Source organism: Azospirillum himalayense, assembly GCF_042657465.1.
Classification (GTDB): domain Bacteria; phylum Pseudomonadota; class Alphaproteobacteria; order Azospirillales; family Azospirillaceae; genus Azospirillum; species Azospirillum himalayense.
This window is the reverse complement of sequence record NZ_JBHSLC010000010.1, coordinates 169,392-189,954: the sequence shown is the minus strand read 5'-3', so window position 1 is coordinate 189,954 and position 20,563 is coordinate 169,392. Positions and strand designations below refer to the sequence as shown.

13 protein-coding genes are annotated in these 20,563 nt (G+C 69.1%); 6 read left to right on the top strand and 7 right to left on the bottom strand.

Features of this window, described 5'->3' with window-relative positions; genetic code table 11:
- Positions 1 to 15 precede the first annotated feature (15 nt).
- Positions 16 to 567 (top strand): peptidylprolyl isomerase, encoded by a 552-nt coding sequence (locus ACFPMG_RS08135; RefSeq protein WP_376994672.1) that lies wholly within the window; start codon positions 16 to 18, stop codon positions 565 to 567.
- Between the two features lie 117 nt (positions 568 to 684).
- Here the strand turns inward: ACFPMG_RS08135 and ACFPMG_RS08130 are convergent, their stop codons facing one another.
- A complete protein-coding gene (locus ACFPMG_RS08130) occupies positions 685 to 3,336 on the bottom strand; it encodes a serine/threonine-protein kinase (protein WP_376994806.1) in 2,652 nt (883 codons plus the stop codon).
- A 281-nt stretch (positions 3,337 to 3,617) separates the two neighbouring features.
- Between ACFPMG_RS08130 and ACFPMG_RS08125 the strand changes: the two genes are divergently transcribed.
- Entirely contained in the window at positions 3,618 to 4,556 is a 939-nt protein-coding gene (locus tag ACFPMG_RS08125) for an aldose 1-epimerase (RefSeq protein WP_376994671.1), read from the top strand.
- A 16-nt stretch (positions 4,557 to 4,572) separates the two neighbouring features.
- Here the strand turns inward: ACFPMG_RS08125 and ACFPMG_RS08120 are convergent, their stop codons facing one another.
- Both ACFPMG_RS08120 and ACFPMG_RS08115 read right to left on the bottom strand, forming a co-directional pair.
- Positions 4,573 to 5,382, bottom strand: coding sequence for a lysozyme inhibitor LprI family protein (locus ACFPMG_RS08120; protein WP_376994670.1), 810 nt, complete (start codon positions 5,380 to 5,382; stop codon positions 4,573 to 4,575).
- Between the two features lie 12 nt (positions 5,383 to 5,394).
- A complete protein-coding gene (locus ACFPMG_RS08115) occupies positions 5,395 to 6,459 on the bottom strand; it encodes a hypothetical protein (protein ID WP_376994668.1) in 1,065 nt (354 codons plus the stop codon).
- A 122-nt stretch (positions 6,460 to 6,581) separates the two neighbouring features.
- On the opposite strand from ACFPMG_RS08115, the gene ACFPMG_RS08110 reads away from it, so the two are divergent.
- From ACFPMG_RS08110 to ACFPMG_RS08100, 3 genes are all read left to right on the top strand, one after another.
- Positions 6,582 to 9,926 (top strand): transglutaminase family protein, encoded by a 3,345-nt coding sequence (locus ACFPMG_RS08110; protein ID WP_376994667.1) that lies wholly within the window; start codon positions 6,582 to 6,584, stop codon positions 9,924 to 9,926.
- A gap of 128 nt (positions 9,927 to 10,054) precedes the next feature.
- Positions 10,055 to 12,649: a circularly permuted type 2 ATP-grasp protein gene (locus tag ACFPMG_RS08105; protein ID WP_376994666.1), complete on the top strand. Its 2,595-nt coding sequence runs from the start codon at positions 10,055 to 10,057 to the stop codon at positions 12,647 to 12,649.
- A 61-nt stretch (positions 12,650 to 12,710) separates the two neighbouring features.
- Complete coding sequence (locus ACFPMG_RS08100) at positions 12,711 to 13,607, top strand: transglutaminase family protein (protein WP_376994665.1); 897 nt, start codon at positions 12,711 to 12,713, stop codon at positions 13,605 to 13,607.
- 156 nt (positions 13,608 to 13,763) lie between these two features.
- Here the strand turns inward: ACFPMG_RS08100 and ACFPMG_RS08095 are convergent, their stop codons facing one another.
- The 3 genes from ACFPMG_RS08095 to ACFPMG_RS08085 all read right to left on the bottom strand — a co-directional run bounded on the left by ACFPMG_RS08095 (position 13,764) and on the right by ACFPMG_RS08085 (position 18,550).
- A complete protein-coding gene (locus ACFPMG_RS08095; RefSeq protein ID WP_376994664.1) occupies positions 13,764 to 16,901 on the bottom strand; it encodes an efflux RND transporter permease subunit in 3,138 nt (1,045 codons plus the stop codon).
- Between the two features lie 4 nt (positions 16,902 to 16,905).
- Positions 16,906 to 18,039, bottom strand: coding sequence for an efflux RND transporter periplasmic adaptor subunit (locus tag ACFPMG_RS08090; RefSeq protein WP_376994663.1), 1,134 nt, complete (start codon positions 18,037 to 18,039; stop codon positions 16,906 to 16,908).
- Between the two features lie 142 nt (positions 18,040 to 18,181).
- The gene (locus ACFPMG_RS08085) at positions 18,182 to 18,550 is read right to left on the bottom strand and encodes a hypothetical protein (protein ID WP_376994662.1); all 369 of its coding nucleotides are present in this window, start codon (positions 18,548 to 18,550) and stop codon (positions 18,182 to 18,184) included.
- A 166-nt stretch (positions 18,551 to 18,716) separates the two neighbouring features.
- Here ACFPMG_RS08085 and ACFPMG_RS08080 point away from each other — a divergent pair, with 166 nt between their 5' ends.
- Positions 18,717 to 19,532, top strand: a complete 816-nt coding sequence (locus tag ACFPMG_RS08080; RefSeq protein WP_376994661.1) for a phosphodiesterase — start codon at positions 18,717 to 18,719, stop codon at positions 19,530 to 19,532.
- On the opposite strand, the gene ACFPMG_RS08075 is transcribed toward ACFPMG_RS08080, so the two are convergent.
- A complete protein-coding gene (locus ACFPMG_RS08075; protein WP_376994660.1) occupies positions 19,490 to 20,350 on the bottom strand; it encodes a glycosyltransferase family 2 protein in 861 nt (286 codons plus the stop codon). The genes ACFPMG_RS08080 and ACFPMG_RS08075 overlap by 43 nt on opposite strands.
- Positions 20,351 to 20,563: the final 213 nt, after the last annotated feature.

Below are 20,563 nucleotides of genomic sequence, written 5' to 3'. Positions count from 1 at the left end.
ATCGGAGTGTTTCGCATGTTGCGGTGGACGCGCATTCTCATGGTGGCCCTGTTCGCCACTTTCTTTTTCGCTCAGGGGGAGGCCAAGGCCTTGGATCCGGAAAACACCCTCTATCTCGACCTCAAGGACGGCCGCGTGGTTATCGAACTGCGCCCCGACCTGGCACCGAACCACGTCGCCCGCATCAAGGAGCTGACCCGTCAGGGCTTCTACAACGGCGTCGTCTTCCACCGTGTGATCGACGGCTTCATGGCCCAGACCGGCGACCCGACCGGCACCGGCACCGGCGGTTCCGGCAAGAAGCTGAAGGCCGAGTTCAGCAACGAGCCACACGTCCGCGGAACGCTGTCGATGGCCCGCACGCCGGACCCGGACAGCGCCGACAGCCAGTTCTTCATCTGCTTCGCCCCGGCAGCGTTCCTGGATAAGCAGTACACCGTCTGGGGCAAGGTCGTCGAAGGCATGGAATTCGTCGACAAGATCAAGAAGGGCAGCCAGTCCCGCAACGGTCAGGTCAGCGACCCGGACAAGATCGTCAAGATGCAGGTTGCCGCCGACGCCAAATAACGGCTTCGGAAGCGTAACGGCTTTGGAAACGGACCGCCGACCACGGCGGTCCGCATCAGGCGATCGGGGCGGTGAAACCGCGCACCGCCCCGCTTCCTGTCACACGTCTTCGGGCACTCACGGCCCGTTCATCGCCGCGGTCAGCGCCACCAGGAGGTCCCGCATGCTGCGGGGGCGGTCCTGCCAGCGCATCGACAGGCCGCTCAACAGCACCTTCTCGAACCCCGGCGGCACCGTGGCGCCGCTTTCGGCCAGACGGGGCACCCGGTCGTTCATGAAGCGGCTGGTGGCGTCCGGCGGCGTCTTGCCGGTCAGCGCGTAATGGATGGTCGCGCACAGCGCGTAGACGTCCGTCCAAGGCCCCTGCTTGCCATCCGGCGCGTATTGCTCGGGCGGTGCGTAGCCCGGCTTCAGGATCACCGTCAGGTCTGCGCTTTTTCCCGCGGCGTGACGCGCAGCGCCGAAGTCCAGCAGTTTGCGTTCCCCGCCGCTCGTCAGGAAAATGTTGTCGGGGCTGATGTCCCGGTGAATGAGCCCCTGTTCGTGCACGGCGTGCAGCGCCCTGATGATCGGCGACAGCAGGGCCAGCGTCTGGCGCGCGACGATCCGCCCACCGCTTTCGGAGACATGCCGCTTCAAGGTCCGCCCGTCGAGAAGCTCCATGACGAGGTAGGCGGTCTCGTTCTCCTCGAAAAAGTCCTGGACGCTGACGATCTCCTTCACCTCCCGCAGGCGGGCGAGCATCCGCGCCTCCTCCAGGAACTTTGCCAGACCGGCCGAGAAGCCTCGCGCGTGCTCATCGGAGAAGGGAATGACACCCGATGATCCGGCGGCGCGGGACACCAGATTGGCCGGATAGAACTCCTTCACCGCGACCTTGATCTGAAGCCGCTCGTCCCAGCCGAGATAGGTGGCTCCAAAGCCCCCCTGCCCCAGGACCCGGCCCACGAGATAGCGCCCGAGAAGCCGTGTTCCGGGAAGCAGATGGACGCCGGCGCGGTTCTGGACGCGGACGGGATAACCGCAGTCGCGGCACGCCTCGCGCGGCGCCTTCGGCACGAAGCAGGCCGGGCACATGCCCGGCGCGGCGCCGGCGGCCACCAGGGTTTCCACGGTCACCGCGGCAACGCTGGTCGGCGGGACAATGCCGCGGACCGGTGGCGCCACGACGGTCGGCAACGCCGTCGCACCGCAGGGTTCGAAAGCAGCCCCCGCTCCCGACTGGATGGCCGGAGGCGACGGCTTGGCCGAGGGCAGCGGCATCTGGCTCAGCCGGTCCAGCAGTTCGTACAGGCGGCGGACCTCCGCCTGGGCGATGTCGTCGCTCTGGGACCCGGCCAGTTCGGCCTGGAATTGCGGCTGGCGGACCGTGTCCAGGATGTGCTGGCGCAGCACCGAGAGCGCCCCGTCATCACCGACCAGACCGGAGCAGGCCAGTTCGCCCAGCCGGATGATCCGGCGGCGCGGCAGCGGTTCGATCTGGCGCAGGCGCTGGACGAGCCGGCCCCGGCGGGCGAACTCGTCGACCACCGAATCCGCGCGGGCGGCGATCCGCTCGCGGTCGTGCTCCGCCAAGGCCGAACCACGGATGGCCTCCACCGCGCCGGACAGGGCCTGCCGCACCAGCGCCGTGTCGGGCGTCTGGAGCACCATGTTTTCCACCAGCAGCTCGTTCTTCAGCGCGGCGTCCAACGCGTCCACGATCTCGCCCATGTGCCGCTCCGCGGCGGGCGCCGCGGAGACAGCAGCCAGATAATGGATTCGGCAGGTCAGGTCCGGCTGCGTTTCGCTGAGCCCAACGATGGACCGCCGGTAGGCGCTCGCCCCGCCCTGTTCCAATCGACGGGAATAGCGGACGGTCAGCGCGTCGGCCATGGCGGCTCCGCCGGTCAGCCCCGTCGGGGACAGCAGATGCCCCATCAACGTACGCAACAGTTCGGCCTCCTGCTCAACAGTCCCGCGCCCGAGCGGCTGCGGCGCACGGAGCTGGCGCCGGATGCGCTCCTGCACCATGCCGCGGGCGGCGGGCAGACGGCCCTGGCGAAACAGGCCGTTGAGAACGCCCAGGCGGTTCGGCCCGAAGGCATCCATCGGCACACGTCCGAACATCAGATTGCACAGCGTCACCAGCGGCGCTCCGCCGGCCGGCGTGCTTCCGAACAGCTCCTGGGTGGCGGCGGGCGAGGCCAGCACGTCGCCGATCACCTCGTCCAGCGCCGCGGACAGCGCGTCCTGCCGCTCCGTCGGGAACAGCTGAATCAGCGCGTCGAGCTTCGATGTCCAGGTCCGGTGTTCCTCCAGTTCCATGGAGAGCGCCACGCGCAGATCGAACCCCGCATCGCCGGTCGGCGACTTTCCCGGCGCGCTGCGCAGGATGGCATCGATGAGGGCGCGCCCTCGCGCCAGCCCGGAGAAGGCGGTCTGGGCGGCACGCGCCTTCGCCGCGGTTTCGGCAACCGCGTTGTCCAGCGTGCGGCGGCGGGCCTTCGCTTCCTGGCCGGGAAGGCGGGCCTGCGCCGTGGCGATCCGACCCAGGGCGGACTCCATCAGCGTGGCCTTGGCCTGGAGCGCCTTCAAATGACGGCTGTTGTGGATCAACTCCGTCGGGGTCAGCACGAGGCCGTCGAGATGTTGACGCAAAACGATGCCGATGACCATCCGCGCCGGCCCGCCATGGTGTTCGGCGAGCGTTTGGCACAGCACCGCCTCGTCGAGCGCGCCGGCGGGGCCGGGCGCCCCTGCTGGAGCGGGTGTCCTGGAGGCGGGCATTGACACGGGCGGCCTTTGGGCAGAATCGGCGCGGCGCGCGGATGGCATGGACGGTGCGCCATAATCCGGGCGATCCGGTAAACAGCCGGTATACGGGGACCAAAATGGCTGAATGGCCCGGTTGCGCAACGCACTGAGCCGTTTGCGCAAAGGTGTTGCAAGAGGCCATCGGGCTTGGGCGATGGCACACTTTTGCGCGCAGCCCCGCCCTTCCCTTCCCCTGCGGGCTGTGCGATACCCGGACGATACCGGCGTCCAACCACCGCCGGCAGGAGGTCCGGATGCAGCAGGTCGAGTTGGACCAGGGAATCGGCGCCCACACTCTTACATTGAATCGCAGCGCTGCGAACGGCACTTTGGAATGCACGCTGTGCCCGGGTCGGGGCGGCGTCGTGGCCCGCCTCGCCTGGCACGACGCGAATGGCAGCATCGACCTGCTTCGCCCGGCTCCCGACTGGGCGCTGCACCACGGCTCGGCCACGGATATGGGCTGTTTTCCGCTGGTTCCTTTCTCCAACCGCATCGCCGGAGGGCAGTTCACCTTCGACGGACAGCGGGTGCGGCTTCCGCTCGATGGGGATGGCAACCCGCATGTGATCCATGGCCATGGGTGGCGAGCCGCCTGGACGGTGGAGGACGTCTCCGCCTCGGCCGCGCGCATGGTCTTCCGGCACCGCGCCGACGCTTGGCCCTGGCGCTACCGCGCGACGCAGACCGTGGTGCTGGAGGAGGACGGGGCCAGCGTGACGCTCTCTCTGGTCAACGAGGACGTCAGCCCGATGCCCGCCGGGATCGGGCTGCACCCCTACTTCCCGAAGCCGCCGGGCACCCGGCTGACCACCCGGGTCGGCGGTGTTTGGCTGAACGGCCCGACGATCCTTCCGGTGGAGCGTGTCGCGGTACCGCCACGCTGGGCCTTCACGGACGGGATCGTCATGGACCGGACCGTTCTCGACAACGGCTTCACCGGTTGGGACGGGGTGGCGGCGCTGGACTGGCCGACGCTCGACCGGCGGCTGTCGATCGAAACGGACGGCCCGTTCGGCCATCTGATCGTCTACGCCCCGCCGGACGCGGATTATCTTTGCGTCGAGCCGGTGTCCCACATGACCGACGCGGTCAACCGCCCGGAGGAGCCCGACACCGGCCTGCGCCGTCTCGAACCGGGCGAGGAGCTGAGCGGCACGCTGCGCCTGCGCCTGGAGCCGCTCGTCCGCTGAACGCCGGTCCGCGGCCTCAGCGGCAACGGACGAAGGTGGCGCCGAAGGCCGGCGGATCCAGCGTCAGGAACAGGCGATCCAGCCGCGGCGTCTCGGCGGCGTCCAGCCGCAGCACCCCCTCCGGCAAGCCCTCCTCTCCGCCGAAGGACAACCCGTCCGCCACATCGCCCTCGCCGGGCGCCAACGGGCCTTCCAGCGGGAAGGCGGCGATCCGCGGGTCGTGCAGACTGAAGCCGCCGTCGCCGGTGATCTCCAGATAGGAGGTCCGGCAATCGTCGATGGGGGTCCGGGTGGCCGGATCGGCCTTGGCCCAGCGGCCGGTCAGGGCCGGCAGGTCCGCCGAGCGCTTCGCCGCGCCCGGTCTCGCCTGCCCCGGCGGGCTGGCCGGAGCCGGGCGTTGCGGAGCGGACGCCGACACGGTCAGCGGCTCGTCCGCCACCGGAGCGCGGCGGGCGGCCAGTTCCAGTTCCAGCGCCTTGGTGCGCTCGGCCATCTGGCGCGTCAGACAGGCCGCGCGGTCCTTGCCCTTCTTCGCGTCGGCCAGATCAGCCTCCGCAACCGGGCAGGCGGCGTCACGCCGCTGGACCCACGCGCGCTGGCCGGCGGCCACCGCCTCCTCTCCGGCTTTCCCCGCCTCGTCGGACAGCGTCCGCAACGCCGAATCGAGCTTCTCGGCGGCTGTGGCGAGCGACGCGTCTCGGCACAGCAGAAGCGCGACCGGCGCATCCCCGGCGCAATCCGTGGGCTTGGCGGTCTCCCCGCTGGTGTCCGCCGCCATGGCCGTGCCGGCCATCAGCATGCCTGCCAGAAGAATCGCTGCCCGCATCGCACACATCCCTTACGCCGGAAACGCTTCCAGGACGGCCTTCACCTGCCGCTGGAAATCCTGGTCGCTGCGATAGCGCGTCAGGACCGTCTTGTCACGCTGAACGAGGAAAAAGATGTCCTCGCGGCTGGGAAGGGAGCGCGGGTTGGGCTTGTCCAGCAGGTCCCCGTTCCAACCGATCCGCGCCATGAAATAGACGGCACGGGAATTCAGCATGAACAGCTTGTTGTCCGGCGCCATTTTTTCCCTACGCAGCAGGGCGTAGAGATAATAGTTCCGTCCATGGAAATAATTGACGTAGATCGACTGCAGCGCAGCAAAGCGTTCTTCAGGGCTCGTGTATTTCTTGATCTGCCGTTCTAGCTTGAATCCTGCGAAGAAATACTCCCGCGCCTCGTTTTCGAAGGAGAAGGCGGAGCCGCGGATCTGGGTGAGTTGCTCCCCATACTTGCGCAGGACGCGTCCCATCAGCAGTTCGAGGAAGCGCCGCTCCGCCGCGAGGTCGTCGGGAGACTGCAGGATCATCTCGAAGACATGGCGGAGATGATAGGGGTGCCGGACCACGATGACCGGAACGCTCGACGCCGGGCGTTTCTCCGGTCCCCGCCGCTCCCCAAGCATGGTCGCCGACGGCGACACCGAGGCGATCACCGAGGAAATGGTGTCCTGGATCTTCCAGCGCCGCTTCGCCTGCGCGGATTGCTTGCCGATGTGGAAACGCGCCAGCCGGCGCTGCCACCTGCTGCGCCACGTCTCCTTCGGCGCCTTATGGGTCGGCAAATTGGCGACAACCAATGGATTGCCGAGCATATCCGCCGGAGGCGGCAACGGGTTGAAGTTGAAGTATTTGCCGGTGACGACTCCGCGCGTGGCACCGCCGGGCGCTCCATCGCCCGCCGATGCACCGCCACCCAAGGACAGGCCAGCCAGCGTCGCCATTTCCGATTCACACTCTGCCTGGGTCGCTCCCGTCCGGCGAACGGGGCCGGCGGACAGGAATTGGGTCTTTATAAAGCGGGTGGAGCGGTGATGAAAGGCGCAACCGGTCCAATATGCATGTGCTTGTTTTTTGTGCAACCAGTTCGTGCCGCGCGTGCGAAGGCGCTCTGGTCTGCACGAACTCTTCGATGGTACTATGCCCTCTCCGTGCGGCGGAGAGCCGCAGGGGACCGGCCAGCGCAGACAACGGGTGGAACTTCATGGCGATCCACGTCGCTCTCAACCACAAAACCGTCTACCGTTACGACCGTTTGGTCAATCTGGGGCCACAGATCATCCGGCTCCGCCCGGCTCCCCACTGCCGCACCCCGATCCTCAGCTATTCGCTGCGCGTCACCCCGAAGCATCATTTCCTGAACTGGCAGCAGGACCCCCAGTCCAACTATCAGGCCCGCTTCGTCTTCCCGGAGAAGACCCGCGAATTCGTGATCGAGGTCGATCTCGTCGCGGAGATCGCGGCGATCAACCCCTTCGATTTCTTCCTGGAAGAGAAGGCCCAGACCATCCCCTTCGCCTACGAACCGTGGCTGGAGCGCGAGCTGCGCCCTTATCTGGAGGTGGAGGAGCCGGGGCCGCTGCTGGCCGATTACATGACCGGCATTTCGCGGGAGCCGGCGGCGTCCATCAACTTCCTGGTCGACATCAACCAGCGGCTCCAGAAGGACATCGGCTACGTCATCCGCCTGGAACCGGGCATCCAGACCTGCGAGGAGACGCTGGGCAAGCGCACCGGGTCCTGCCGCGATTCGGCGTGGCTGCTGGTGCAGATCCTGCGCAACCTCGGTCTGGCCGCGCGTTTCGTCTCCGGCTACCTGATCCAGCTCACCGCCGACCAGAAGGCGCTCGACGGCCCGTCCGGCCCCGAAGAGGACTTCACCGACCTGCACGCCTGGACCGAGGTCTTCCTGCCCGGCGCCGGCTGGGTCGGCCTCGACCCTACCTCGGGCCTGCTGGCGGGCGAGGGGCACATCCCGCTGGCCTGCACGCCCGACGCGTCCTCCGCCGCCCCCATCTCCGGCCTCATCGACGAGTGCGAGGTGGAGTTCGGGCACGAGATGTCGGTCACCCGCATCTATGAGGCGCCGCGCGTCACCAAGCCCTACACCCCCCGGCAGTGGGCGGGGATCGAGGCGCTGGGCCACCGCATCGACGAGGAGCTGTCCGCCGGCGACGTCCGCCTGACCATGGGCGGCGAGCCGACCTTCGTGTCGATCGACGACATGGACGGGGCGGAGTGGAACACCACGGCGCTCGGCCCCAACAAGCGCAAGCTCGCCGCCGACCTCGTGCACCGGCTGGCCAACCGCTTCGCGCCGGGCGGGCTTCTGCATTTCGGCCAGGGCAAATGGTATCCCGGCGAATCGCTGCCGCGCTGGGCGATGACCGTCTACTGGCGCCGCGACGGCGAGGCGCTGTGGGCGAACAGCGACCTGCTGGCCCGCGAGGACACCGACTACGGCCACACCGCGGAGGACGCCGGCACCTTCCTGGTCACGCTGGCCAAGAAGCTGGGGCTTGACCCGGCGCTGGTGCTCGCCGCCTACGAGGACCCCTGGCACTATCTTCGCCGCGAATCGCTGCTGCCGGTCAACGTCGATCCGCTGGACAGCAAGCTGGAGGACAAGGAGGAGCGCGCGCGCCTCGCCCACGTCTTCACCCGCGGCCTGAACGAGCCGGTCGGCTTCGCCCTGCCGATCAACCGCAAGGTGACCCAGCAGGGGCCGGTCTGGCTGTCCAGCGCGTGGCCGTTGCGCCAGGAGCGGCTGCTGCTGATGCCGGGCGACAGCCCGGTCGGCTTCCGCCTGCCGCTCGGCTCCCTGCCCTGGGTGTCGCCGCAGGACTATCCCTATTCCTGGGAGACCGACCCGTTCGAGGAGCGGGCGCCGCTGCCGCCAAACCGGGTGCCGCTGCGCCAGCACGCCCTGCGGGAGGAGGCCGGACGCCAGGACGACCCTCGGCGGAACGAGCGTGTCCAGCGCGCCATGGCCGAGGTGCGCAGCGAGATGCCGGAGCACGGCAAGTCCGCCTGGTGGGTGGTCCGCACCGCCCTGACCTGCGAGGCGCGCAACGGGCGCATCCACCTCTTCCTGCCGCCGATGAACACGCTGGAGGACTATCTGGCGATGCTGGCGGAGATCGAGGCGACGGCGCTCGAGCTGGACATGCCGGTGGTGATCGAGGGCTACCAGCCGCCGAAGGACCCGCGCCTGAACTCGCTGGCCGTCACCCCCGACCCCGGCGTGATCGAGGTGAACATCCACCCCTCGCACAACTGGGACGAGCTGGTCCGCAACACGCTGGAGCTCTATGAGGACGCCCGCCAGTCGCGGCTGGGCGCCGAGAAGTTCATGATCGACGGGCGCCACTGCGGCACCGGCGGCGGCAACCATGTGGTGATGGGCGGTGCCACGGCGGCGGACAGCCCCTTCCTGCGGCGGCCCGACATGCTGCGCAGCCTGATCACCTTCTGGCAGAATCACCCGTCGCTGTCCTACGCCTTCTCCGGAATGTTCATCGGGCCGACCAGCCAGGCACCCCGCGTGGACGAGGCCCGCGACGACGCGCTCTACGAGCTGGAGATCGCCTTCAACCAGATCGACAAGGCCGCCGCGACGGGCGATTGCCCGCCTTGGATGGTCGACCGCGTGCTGCGCAACCTGCTGACCGACGTGCAGGGCAACACCCACCGGGCCGAGTTCTGCATCGACAAGCTCTATTCCCCGGACAGCTCCACCGGGCGGTTGGGGCTGGTCGAGTTCCGTGCCTTCGAGATGCCGCCCCACGCGGAGATGAGCCTGACCCAGCAGCTTCTGCTGCGCGCCCTGGTCGCGCGCTTCTGGAAGACGCCCTACAAGGGCAAGCTGGTGCGTTGGGGGACGGAGCTGCACGACCGCTTCATGCTGCCCTACTTCGTGCAGCAGGATCTGGCGGACGTCATCGCCGACCTGCGCGACCATGGCTATCCCATCGAGGAGCGCTGGTTCGACCCGCACATGAACTTCCGCTTCCCGGTCTATGGCCACGTCAACCAGCGCGGCATCTCGCTGGAGCTGCGCATGGCGCTGGAGCCCTGGAACGTCCTGGGCGAGGAGCCGGGCGGCGGCGGCACCGTGCGCTACGTCGACAGCTCGGTCGAACGGGTGCAGGTGCGGGTCACCGGCCTGACCGACGCGCGCTACGCCATCACCTGCAACGGCCGCCGCGTGCCGCTGATCCCCACGGGGACGGAGGGCGAGTTCGTGGCCGGCGTGCGGTACCGGGCGTGGCAGCCGCCCTCCTGCCTGCACCCGACGATCCCGGTGCACACGCCGCTGGTCTTCGACATCCTGGACCTGTGGGCGGGCCGCTCCATCGGCGGCTGCACCTACCACGTCATGCATCCGGGCGGGCGCAACTACGACACCTTTCCGGTCAACGCCAACGAGGCGGAGGGGCGGCGCCTCGCCCGATTCTTCCCCTTCGGCCACACCCCCGGCCCGATGGAGGCCCCGGCGGAGGAGCGCAACCCGCAATTCCCCATGACCCTGGACCTGCGGCGGGGCTGATCGGTCCTCCCCGCCACCCGGCCGGAATACGCCTTTCGGCCGGGAGGCGCCGATGCGCCGCTTGCATCGGCGGGACCGGGCGTTCACACTCGCTGTGCATTGCACCGCCGTGAACCTACGATCCGACCTTGGCTGACCGCGATTCGCCCTTTCTTGACCCCAGCGCGCCCCCTCCACCGGGGCTGCGTCCGGTGCCGTTCCTCCAGGGGTCGCTGTTCGGCGAGGCCGACGCCATGGGCTACGGCCGCGGCGAGGTCTACGACGAGATGGTCACCGGGCAGGGCCGCCTGCGCCCGCACTGGCAGACCTTCATGGGCACGCTGGGCCCCCTCGACCCGGAACTGATGGCCGAACGCTGGGAGGAGGCGCGGCGCCTGCTGCACCAGAACGGCGTCACCTACAACATCTACGGCGACCCCAAGGGAATGGAGCGGCCTTGGCCCCTCGACATGGTGCCGCTGCTGATTCCGTCCCACGAGTGGAAGGCCGTCGAATCGGGTCTGATCCAGCGCGCCACGCTGTTGAACGCGGTGCTGGCCGACATCTACGGGCCGCAGACCCTGACGCGCAGCGGGCGGCTGTCCCCGGCGGTGATCCACGCCGACCCCGGATTCCGCCGCGCCGTCCACGGCATCCCGGTGCCCAACGACATCCACCTGCATTTCTACGCGGCGGACCTCGCCCGCGCGCCGGACGGGCGCTGGTGGGTGCTGTCCGACCGCACCCAGGCGCCGAGCGGCAGCGGCTACGCGCTGGAGAACCGGGCGGTTCTGGCGAAGGTGCTGCCGGACAGCTTCCGCCACTGCCAGGTGGAACATCTCACGCCCTTCTTCGAGGCGTACAAGGAAACGCTGCTGTCGTTGAGCCCGCGCCGCGACCAGCCGCGGATTGTCCTGCTGACTCCCGGCCCCTACAACGAAACCTATTTCGAGCACGTCTATCTGGCCCGCTACCTCGGCATCACGCTGGTGGAGGGCGGCGACCTGACCGTGCGCGACCGACAGGTCTATCTGAAGACGCTGTCGGGGCTGGAGCCGGTGGACGTCATCCTGCGCCGCCTGGACGCCGATTTCGCCGACCCGCTGGAGCTGCGCGCCGACAGTTCGCTGGGCGTGGCCGGGCTGATCGAGGCGGTGCGCGCCGGCAACGTCGTCGTGGCCAATTCCCTCGGCTCCGGTTTCCTGGAGTCCATGGCGGTCAAGCCGTCGCTGCCCATGCTCTGCCGCCATCTGCTGGGCGAGGAGCTGAAGATGCCGGGCGTCGCCGTCTGGTGGTGCGGCAACGACGACGAGCGCGCCTACGTCATCGAGCATCTGGACGGGCTGGTGGTGAAGCCGGCCTTCCCGTCCCTGTCCTTCGAGCCGATCTTCGGCGCCGACCTGTCGTCGGCGGAGCGCGCCGCGCTGGTCGAGCGCATCAAGGCCCGCCCCTGGTGCTACGTCGCGCAGGAGCGGCTGGCCCTGTCCACGGCGCCGGTCTGGCAGGGCGGACGGCTCCAGCCGCGCCCGCTGGTGCTGCGCGTCTTCCTCTGCGCCCGCCCGGACGGCAGCTACACCGTCATGCCCGGCGGCCTGACCCGCGTGTCCACCGAATCCGGGAAGCTGGTCGTGTCCATGCAGCGGGGCGGCGGCAGCAAGGACACCTGGATCCTGTCCGGTCGCCGGGCCGAGGCCACACCGGCGACGCCGCGCCCGCAGCCGGCCCAGGAACCGCAGCCGGCTCCCAAGGCGGCCTCCGCCGACCTGCCCAGCCGGGTGGCCGACAGCCTCTACTGGCTGGGCCGCTACGCGGAACGGTCGGAGGGCACGGTGCGCCTGCTGCGTTCCACCCATTCCCGCCTCACCGACGGCAACGTGCCGGGTGCGTCGCTCCAGCTCCGCCCGCTGCTCCACCTGATGGCCTGGGAGGGCATGATCCCCTGGGACCTGACGCGCGTCACGGCACTCGGCGGCGGACGGGCGCTGCGGGCGGCGCTCTACTCGTCCGTCGTCGATCCCGACCATCCCAACAGCCTGCGCGCTCAGGTGCAGCGGGTGCACCGCACCGCCTATTCGGTGCGCGACCGCCTGTCGCTCGACATGTGGCGGGTGGTCACGATGCTGGAGCGGCAGAGCCAGCCGCCGACGCACAAGCTCGATGCCGCCGCCATGCTGCTGCGGCTGGACGACCTGATGACCAGCCTCGCCGCCATCGCCGGGTTGGAGCAGGAGAGCATGACGCGCGGCCAGGGCTGGCGCTTCCTCGACATCGGCCGGCGCATGGAGCGGGCGCTCCACATCATCTCGGTGATGCGCGGCATCCAGGTCCACGCGCTCGACCGCCAGGACGAGCCGGTGCAGGTGGCGATGCTGAGCGTGCTGCTGGAGTTGGGGGAGAGCGTGATGACCTACCGGTCCCGCTACCTGACCAGCGTGCGCCGCCGCCCGGTTCTTGAGTTGCTGCTGGCCGACGAGTCCAACCCGCGCGCCCTGGATTTCCAGCTGGCGGCGCTGGAACGGCATGTGGCGGCGCTGCCCAGCGGCTCGCAGGCGGTCCCCGGTGACACCGCGGCCTCGGCCCGGTCCATCCTCAAGGCCGCCCGCGCCTCGCTGCGCGCGCCGGACGCGCTGGATTCGGGCGCCGCGCTGCACACGCTGCTCGACTCGCTCGCGCTGTCGTTGCCCGAGATTTCCAACCTTCTGACCCACGCCTATTTCAGCCATGCCTTTGCCCGACCGGCCTGACCCTTCCCCGACGATGGCCGGCGCGGCCCCCGCTGACAATCCCTCCGGCGACGGATTCGGCGTGCGCTTCCGCGTGCGCCACACGACCCGCTACGACTATGCGGAGGACGTGTCGGTGTCGCACCATCTGCTGCACCTGACCGCCCGCCCACATCCGCGCCAGAGTGTCCACCACAGCGCGCTGACCATCCATCCGGCGCCGGCGGTGCAGTCGTCGCACACCGACTATTTCGGCAACACCGTCACCTACGTCGCGATGCAGGAGCCGCACCGGCAACTGGTCCTCACCGCGGAGAGCGAAGTGGAGGTCGGCCCGCCGCCGCCACTGGACGCCGCCTCGACTCCGTCCTGGGAAAGCGTCCGGGATTCACTGGGTGGCCTGAGCGGGCCCGAGGACGGGGCGGAGGTGGTCCAGTACCGCTTCGACAGCACGCTGGCAGCGGCCAGCCCGACGCTCCACGACTACGCCGCGCACTCCTTCACGCCCAGCCGCCCGGCGGCGGAGGCGGCGTTGGACCTGATGCGGCGCATCCACGACGACTTCACCTTCGATCCCGCCGCGACGACGATCGCCACCCCGCTGGCCGAGGTGATGCGGCACCGCCGAGGCGTCTGCCAGGACTTCGCCCACATCGTGGTGGGCTGCGTGCGTGCGATGGGGCTGCCGGCCCGCTACGTCTCCGGCTATCTGCGCACCCTCCCCCCGCCGGGCCGGCCGCGCCTGGTCGGCGCGGACGTCAGCCACGCCTGGGCCTCCGTCTGGTGCGGCGCCGAGGCCGGCTGGATCGACGTCTGCCCGACCAACGCGCGCCGCGCCGACCAGGACTTCATCACCATCGCCTGGGGCCGCGACTACGACGACGTCAGCCCCGCCCGCGGCGTCCTGATGGGGGCCGCCGGACACACGCTGTCCGTCAGCGTCGATGTCGAGCCGCTGGAGGAGAACGGGGCGCCCTGATGTCCTTTCAACCCTCTCCCCTCCGGGGAGAGGGTGGCCCGGAGGGCCGGTGAGGGGGATGCGCTTTTGCCGGACGCACCGCCACGCACATCCCCCTCACCCTAACCCTCTCCCCAGAGGGGAGAGGGGATTTGCAATGGACCCCAATGCCGACGATCACTCCGCCGGCTGCGGGTGCGCGCCCGTCGGCGGATGGCCGGTCGGGTGGCCGGCGGAGCCGTCCACCGCCGGAAAAGGCTTCTTCTTGGCGATGTAGCTGTAGACCGTCGGCACCACGAACAGCGTCAGGAAGGTGCCCAGCAGCATCCCGCCGACGATCACCGCGCCGATGGCCTGCCGGCTCTCCGCACCGGCCCCATGGGCGTTGGCGAGCGGCACGGCGCCCAGCACCATGGCGCCCGTGGTCATCAGGATCGGGCGCAGGCGCAGCACGGCGGCCTCCTCCACCGCCTTGCGGATGTCCACCCCCTCGCGCTGGAGCTGGTTGGCGAACTCCACGATCAGGATGCCGTGCTTGGTGATGAGGCCGACGAGCGTCACCAACCCGATCTGGCTGTAGACGTTCATCGTCGCACCCGTGAAATGCAGGGCGGCCAGCGCGCCGGTCATCGACAGCGGCACCGTCAGCATGATCACGAAGGGGTCGATGAAGCTTTCGAACTGCGCCGCCAGCACCAGATAGATGAAGGCCAGCGCCAGGATGAAGACGAAGTACAAGCCCGTCGCCGACTCCCGGAACTCGCGGCTCTGCCCCGCATAGTCGGTCTGGGCGGTGGCCGGCAGCACCCGATTCGCCGCATCCTGGAGATAGCCCAGCGCCTCGCCCAGCGAGGTGCCCGGCGCCAGCGTGGCGGTGATGGTGACGGAGCGCAGCTTGTTGAAGTGGTTCAGCTCCTTGGGCGCCACCCGCTCCTCGATGCGGACGAGGTTGGCGAGCGAGATCATCGCCCCGGTGCTGGTGGCGACGCCCGCCTCCGCCGCCATGGTCGGCGTGCCGCGGACGTAGATGGAGGCGATGTCGTCCGGGTTGCGGCGGTCGACGTCGCCGACCTGGACCACCACGTCGTACTGCTTGCCCTCCTTCTTGAAGCGGGTGACCTGCCGCCCGCCCAGCAGGGTTTCCAGCGTGCGGCCCACCGTTTCCACATCCACGCCGAGGTCGGCGGCCTTGTCGCGGTCGATGGTGATGCGCAGCTCCGGCTTGTTCAGCTTCAGGTCGGTGTCAAGGTTGGTCAGGCCGGGAAATTTCCGCGCCTCCGCCATCAGCCCGTCGACCATCTTCTGAAGCTCGTCGTAGGGCAGCGAGCTTTGGATGACAAAGTTGACCGGCTTGTCCACCGGGCTCTGACCCAGCGACGGCGGGTTGGTGACGAAGGCCAGGATGCCGGGGATGCCGAACATCTTGGGGAAGAGCTGGGCGGTGATCGCCTGCTGCTTCACGTCGCGCTCGTCCCAGTCGATCAGGCGGACGAAGGAGATGCCCTGGTTGACCACCGGGAAGCCGACCACGACGAAGAACTTCTCGACGATGGGGATCTGGCGGAACAGGTCCTCCATCCGCTTGGCGTAGCTTTCCGTGTAGTCGAGCGTCGAGCCCTCCGGCGCGATGGCGATGCCGACGATGGTGCCGCGGTCCTCGACCGGCGCCAGCTCCGACTTCAGCCCGGTGAACAGCGTGTAGCTGAGCCCCGCCACCACCGCGCCGACCAGCAGCACCAGCGGACGCGCCTTCAGCGACAGGCGGAGGATGGACCGGTAGCCGTTGGTCAGCCCGTTCAGCAGCCGCTCGATGGCGTTGTAGAGCGCGTTGTGCTTGGTCTGGTGCTTCAGCAGCTTGGAGCACATCATCGGCGACAGGGTCAGGGCGACGAAGCCCGACACGATCACCGCTCCCGCCAGCGTCAGCGCGAACTCGGAGAAGAGGCGGCCGGTGCGCCCGGTCATGAAGCCGATGGGCGCGTAGACCGCGGCCAGCGTGATGGTCATCGCGATGACCGCGAAGCCGATCTCCCGCGACCCCTGCAACGCCGCCTGGAAGGGCGGCACGCCTTCCTCGATGTGACGGTAGATGTTCTCCAGCATCACGATGGCGTCGTCCACGACGAGGCCGATGGCCAGCACCATGGACAGCAGCGTCAGCGTGTTGACCGAGAATCCGAAGGCGTACATCAGCGCGAAGCCGCCGATCAGCGACACCGGAATGGTCACCAGTGGCACCAGCGTGGCGCGGAAGCTGCGCAGGAACACGAAGATGACCAGCACGACCAGGACGATGGCCTCGAAGATCGTGCTGAACACCGCGTCGATCGACTTCGCGATGAAGACGGAGCTGTCGTAGCCGACATCCACCCCCATGCCGTCGGGCAGGGCGGCGCGGATCTTCGGCAGCGCCTCGTTCACCGCCTTGGACACGTCCAGCGGGTTGGCGGTGGACTGCTTCACCACGCCGATGGCGACGGCGCCGCGCCCGTTGAAGCGGGCGCTGACCCGTTCGTCCCGCGCGCCCAGCTCGGCCCGGCCAACGTCCTTCAGCCGGACCAGATAGCCGCCGTCGTCGCGCAGGATGATGCGGTCGAACTCCTCCGGCGTGCGCAGGTCGGTCTCGGAGACGACGGTGAACTCCCGCGCCTTGCTCTCGACGCGGCCCGCCGGGATCTCAACGTTCTGCTTGCGCAGCGCGTTCTCGACGTCTTGCGGGGTGACGCGGTAGGCGGCCATGCGCTGCGGGTCGAGCCACAGGCGCATGGCGAAGCGCCGCTCGCCGAAGATGCGCACCTGGGCGACGCCTGGAAGGTTCTGCAGCCGGTCCTTGACGTAGCGGTCGGCGAAGTCCGTTACGTCCAGTGGCGAATGGCGGTCGGAGGAGAAGGCCAGATAGATGATCGGCTGCGCGTCGGCCTCCACCTTCGCGATGACCGGCTCGTCGATCTCGTTGGGAAGCTGGGCGCGCACGCGGCCGACGCGGTCGCGCACGTCACTGGCCGCCGTGTCGACGTTGCGGTCCAGGCGGAAGCGCAGGGTGATCTGGCTCTTCTCCGCGCGGCTGATCGAGGACATCACGTCGATGCCCTCGATGCCCGACAGCGAATCCTCCAGGATCTGGGTGACCTGGCTTTCGATGATTTCCGCCGACGCGCCCTTGTAGGTGGTTTCCACCGTGACGACGGGCTCGTCGATCTTCGGGTATTCGCGCACCGACAGGCGCTGGTACGACACGATGCCGATCAACATGAGCGCGAGGCTCATGACCGTCGCCAGGACGGGCCGGCGGATGGAGATGTCGGAGAGGACCATCGGCTCAGCTCCCCGCCGGCTTGTTGTTGATGACGACCACCGGCGCGCCGTCGCGGATCTTCAACTGGCCGGCGGTGACCACCACGTCGCCGGGCTGCAGGCCCGCGGTGATCTCCACCTCGGCGTTGCGGCGCTCGCCCAGCGTGACCGTGGTCTGCACCGCCTTGCCCTCCACCACCTTGAAGACGAACTGCTTGTTGCCGAAGGCGCTGACCGCCTGCTCGGGCACCAGCACGGCGTTCGGGGTCTGGTCCAACGTCAGGGCCACCCGCGCGAACAGGCCGGGGCGCAGCGCGCCGTCGCTGTTGGGAACGCGGGCGCGGATCACCACGGCGCGGCCGTTCACGTCGACCAGCGGGTCGATGGCGTAGACCGTGCCGTCGAAGGTCCGCCCGCCGAAAGAATCCACGGCGACCTTCAGGGTCTGGCCGGTGCGGACGGTCGGCAGATACAGCTCCGGCACCCGGAAATCGAGCTTCAGGATCTCGATGGCCTCCAGGTTCACGATGTCCTTGCCCGCCGCCACCACGTCGCCCACCGAGACCTTGCGCAGGCCCAGCACGCCGTCGAAGGGCGCGGTCAGGGTCAGCTTCTCCAGCTGCGCCTTGGCGAGTTGCACCGCCGCCTCGTCGGACTGGAGCTTGGCGAGCGCCTGCTCGCGGTTGCGGGCGGGGCCGGTGCGCTGGCGGTACAGTTCCTCGGCGCGGGACAGCTCGGCGCGGGAGAAGGCGATGCTCGCCTGCGCCTGGGCCAGCGTGGCGCGGGCGATGGAATCGTCCAGCCGGATCAGCACCGCCCCTTTCTTCACCGCCTGCCCCTCCAGGAAGGCGATCTCGGAGACCTTGCCCGCCACCTCGGGCCGGATGACCACCGATTCGCTGGACAGCAGGGAGCCGACCGCGGTGACCTGACGCGACACGGTGCCGATCTTGACCGGCAGGGCCTCCACCGGCATCGGCGGCGCACCACCCGGCGGTCCGCCCGCCGCCGGGCCGGCGGATGAGGCACCGCCGGGGGACGGAACCTTCCCGGCGAGCAGCGTGTTGATGGTCCCGCCCTGCTTGACGAAGTACCAGTAGGCGCCGCCGCCGAGCGCGACCAGAACCAGAAGGGCGACGATGCGAAGCGTGTGGCGCATGGATACGGAACCCGCACAGGCCCGCCGGCCCGCCGGACGGGCGCGCGGGGCGTTTCGTGTCAACCGGGCCGCTGTGAGGGGCGGGCGGTAAACTGAACTATATCGTTCAGTTCAGTTCCGAAGTCGAGACGGTTGCAAGGGTTCAGGCGCGCGATGACGGCGGATCGGGTTGCACAACCCGGCCCTGCTCCATCTCCAACCGCTCTCCATCGGAAAGAATCACCGTCAAATCAGCGGGTTGGCCGGGACCAACCGCGGTGCAGCCACCGCGCGGACGGACCGGCCCGCCATCGAGGCAGAGGCCGGGCGCGCAGCAGGGCGCTTCGCCTGCCGGTAGAACCGCACGAATCCGATCGCCTTCGATGCGAAGATCGGCCAACAGGGCGCCGTCCGCACCGGGTGGCGGTGTGCCTTCGCCGAGGTCCGGGGAGTCGATGCGGGCGCGCTTCAGCCAGAACTTCCCGGACGCCAGCAACCGTGCGAGCAGGCAGGAGGAGGTGGACGCGCTCATTCCCCGATCCGATGCTGTGGCGGCAAGACGGTCGTTCAGCCGACGGCTCAGCCTGTCATGAAAGCGTAAAGGAAGTTTTGCTCCGGTTGGACTCTTGAAGACATTTGGGAAATCGGCGATGTGACAATCCTTGGTCCTCCGACCGTCGCCTCCCTAGGGGTGCCCGATGCTGATCGCCCAGTTGTCCGACCTTCATGTGACGGCTCCCGGCAGCGCCCCGACGACCGCATACGACACGAACGCCCGCCTCGCCGCCGCGGTGGCCCATCTCAACGCGCTGGTGCCGCGCCCCGACCTCGTCCTGATCACCGGCGACCTCGTCAACGGACCGAAGCCCGGCGAGTACGAGGCGCTGTCCGCCTTGCTGGAGCCGCTCGCCATTCCCGTCCGCGCTCTGCCGGGCAACCACGACGACCGCGACGGGCTGCGCCGGACCTTCGCCGCAACCGGCTGGATGCCCATGGAGGAGCCGTTCCTCCATTATGCCGTCGATGAGTTTCCGGTCCGCATTCTGATGCTCGACTCGGTCATCCCCGGTTCGGCGGTGGGCGGCCTGTGCGCCGACCGGCTGTCCTGGCTGGCGCAGCGTCTGGCCGAGCAGCCGGAACGGCCGACGGTGCTGGCGCTGCACCACCCACCCTTCGACACCGGGCTGGCCTTCCTCGACACGCTGCGCTGCCTGGAGGGGGCGGAGGAATTGGGATGGCTGGTGCGCAGCCGTACGAACGTCCGGGCCGTGCTGTGCGGCCATACCCACCGCCAGACCGCCGTCGCCTGGAACGGGGCGCACGGCTACGTCGCCCCATCGGTGGCCTATCAGATCGCGCTGGATCTGGCACCGGAACCGCCTTACCGCTGGACGGAGGAGCCGTCCGCGCTCGCTCTTCATCAATTCCGACCGGATGGCACGGTGGTGACGCATCTGAGCGTGATCGGCGATTATCCCGGCAGGGAGTTTTCCCGCAAGGCCAGGAATTCCTGAAAATTGGCGCAGCGCCCGGCGACCTGCGCAGTCATGTAGGCGGCGTTCAGCGCGCGCTTGGCCTCCAGGGCGGCGGCGAAGCGGCGGCGAAGCGCGGCGTCGGCGATCCGCAGCCCGTCGCCGGTCAGCCGGTCAAGGACATGGCGGTAGCAGAGGTCGGCCCGCGTGCCGCTGTCGGCGGAGCAGGTGATCGACCCCTCCCGTTGCCGGTATTCGTAGAGCGGCTCCAGCACCAGCGGCAGACGGCCCACCCGGTCGAGGACCTGGACGTTGAAGACCACGTCGTCGCAGAAGTCGACACCCTCCTCCCAGCCGGGGACAAGCTCGCGGCGGACCACGAAGAACATCGGGACGGAGGTTTCCAGGAAGCCCGCCGCGTCCAACGTGGCGGTCCCGGTACCGGGCGGGAACAGGGTGGAGAGCGGCGAGCCGTCGCCGTCGCGCACCACCGCCACATTGTCCGCCGCCACACCCTGCTGCGCTGCCAGCGGGGCCAGCCGCGCCAGCCGGTCCGGCTCGAACCGGTCGTCGGCGTCCAGCGGGGCGATCAGCGGCAGGCGCGCGCACCGCAGCCCGGCGTTGCGCGCCGCCGGGGCGCCGGACCCGACGCGGCCGGTCCCGGTGAAGGTCAGCCGCGAGTCGGCGATGCCGGCGGCCGCCAGAAGGGCGCGGTAGTCGGCGCCATCGTCGCTGACCACCACCGCTTCCCACTGGGAAAAGCTCTGCGCCAGAAGGCTGGACACGGCGCGGGCGATGGTCCCCTGCGCCCGGAAGGCCGGAATGATGACCGAGACGCCGCCCTCGCTGCCCCCTTCCACGCACCGCCCTCCGATTGTGCAGAGAGCAGTGTGCCTCTCCTTCCCGATGGTCGGCAAGCGGCGATCCGCACCGATGCGGCTAGCCTGAGCGCGACTATGACGGCGCCGGGGTGGGATTTGGCGTCGCGGCCCGTTGAACAAGGAACCGATACGGGCTATGTGGAGACACGAGTGGCGTGGTTCGGTCCCCATCCGACATCCCAGGCCCCCGCA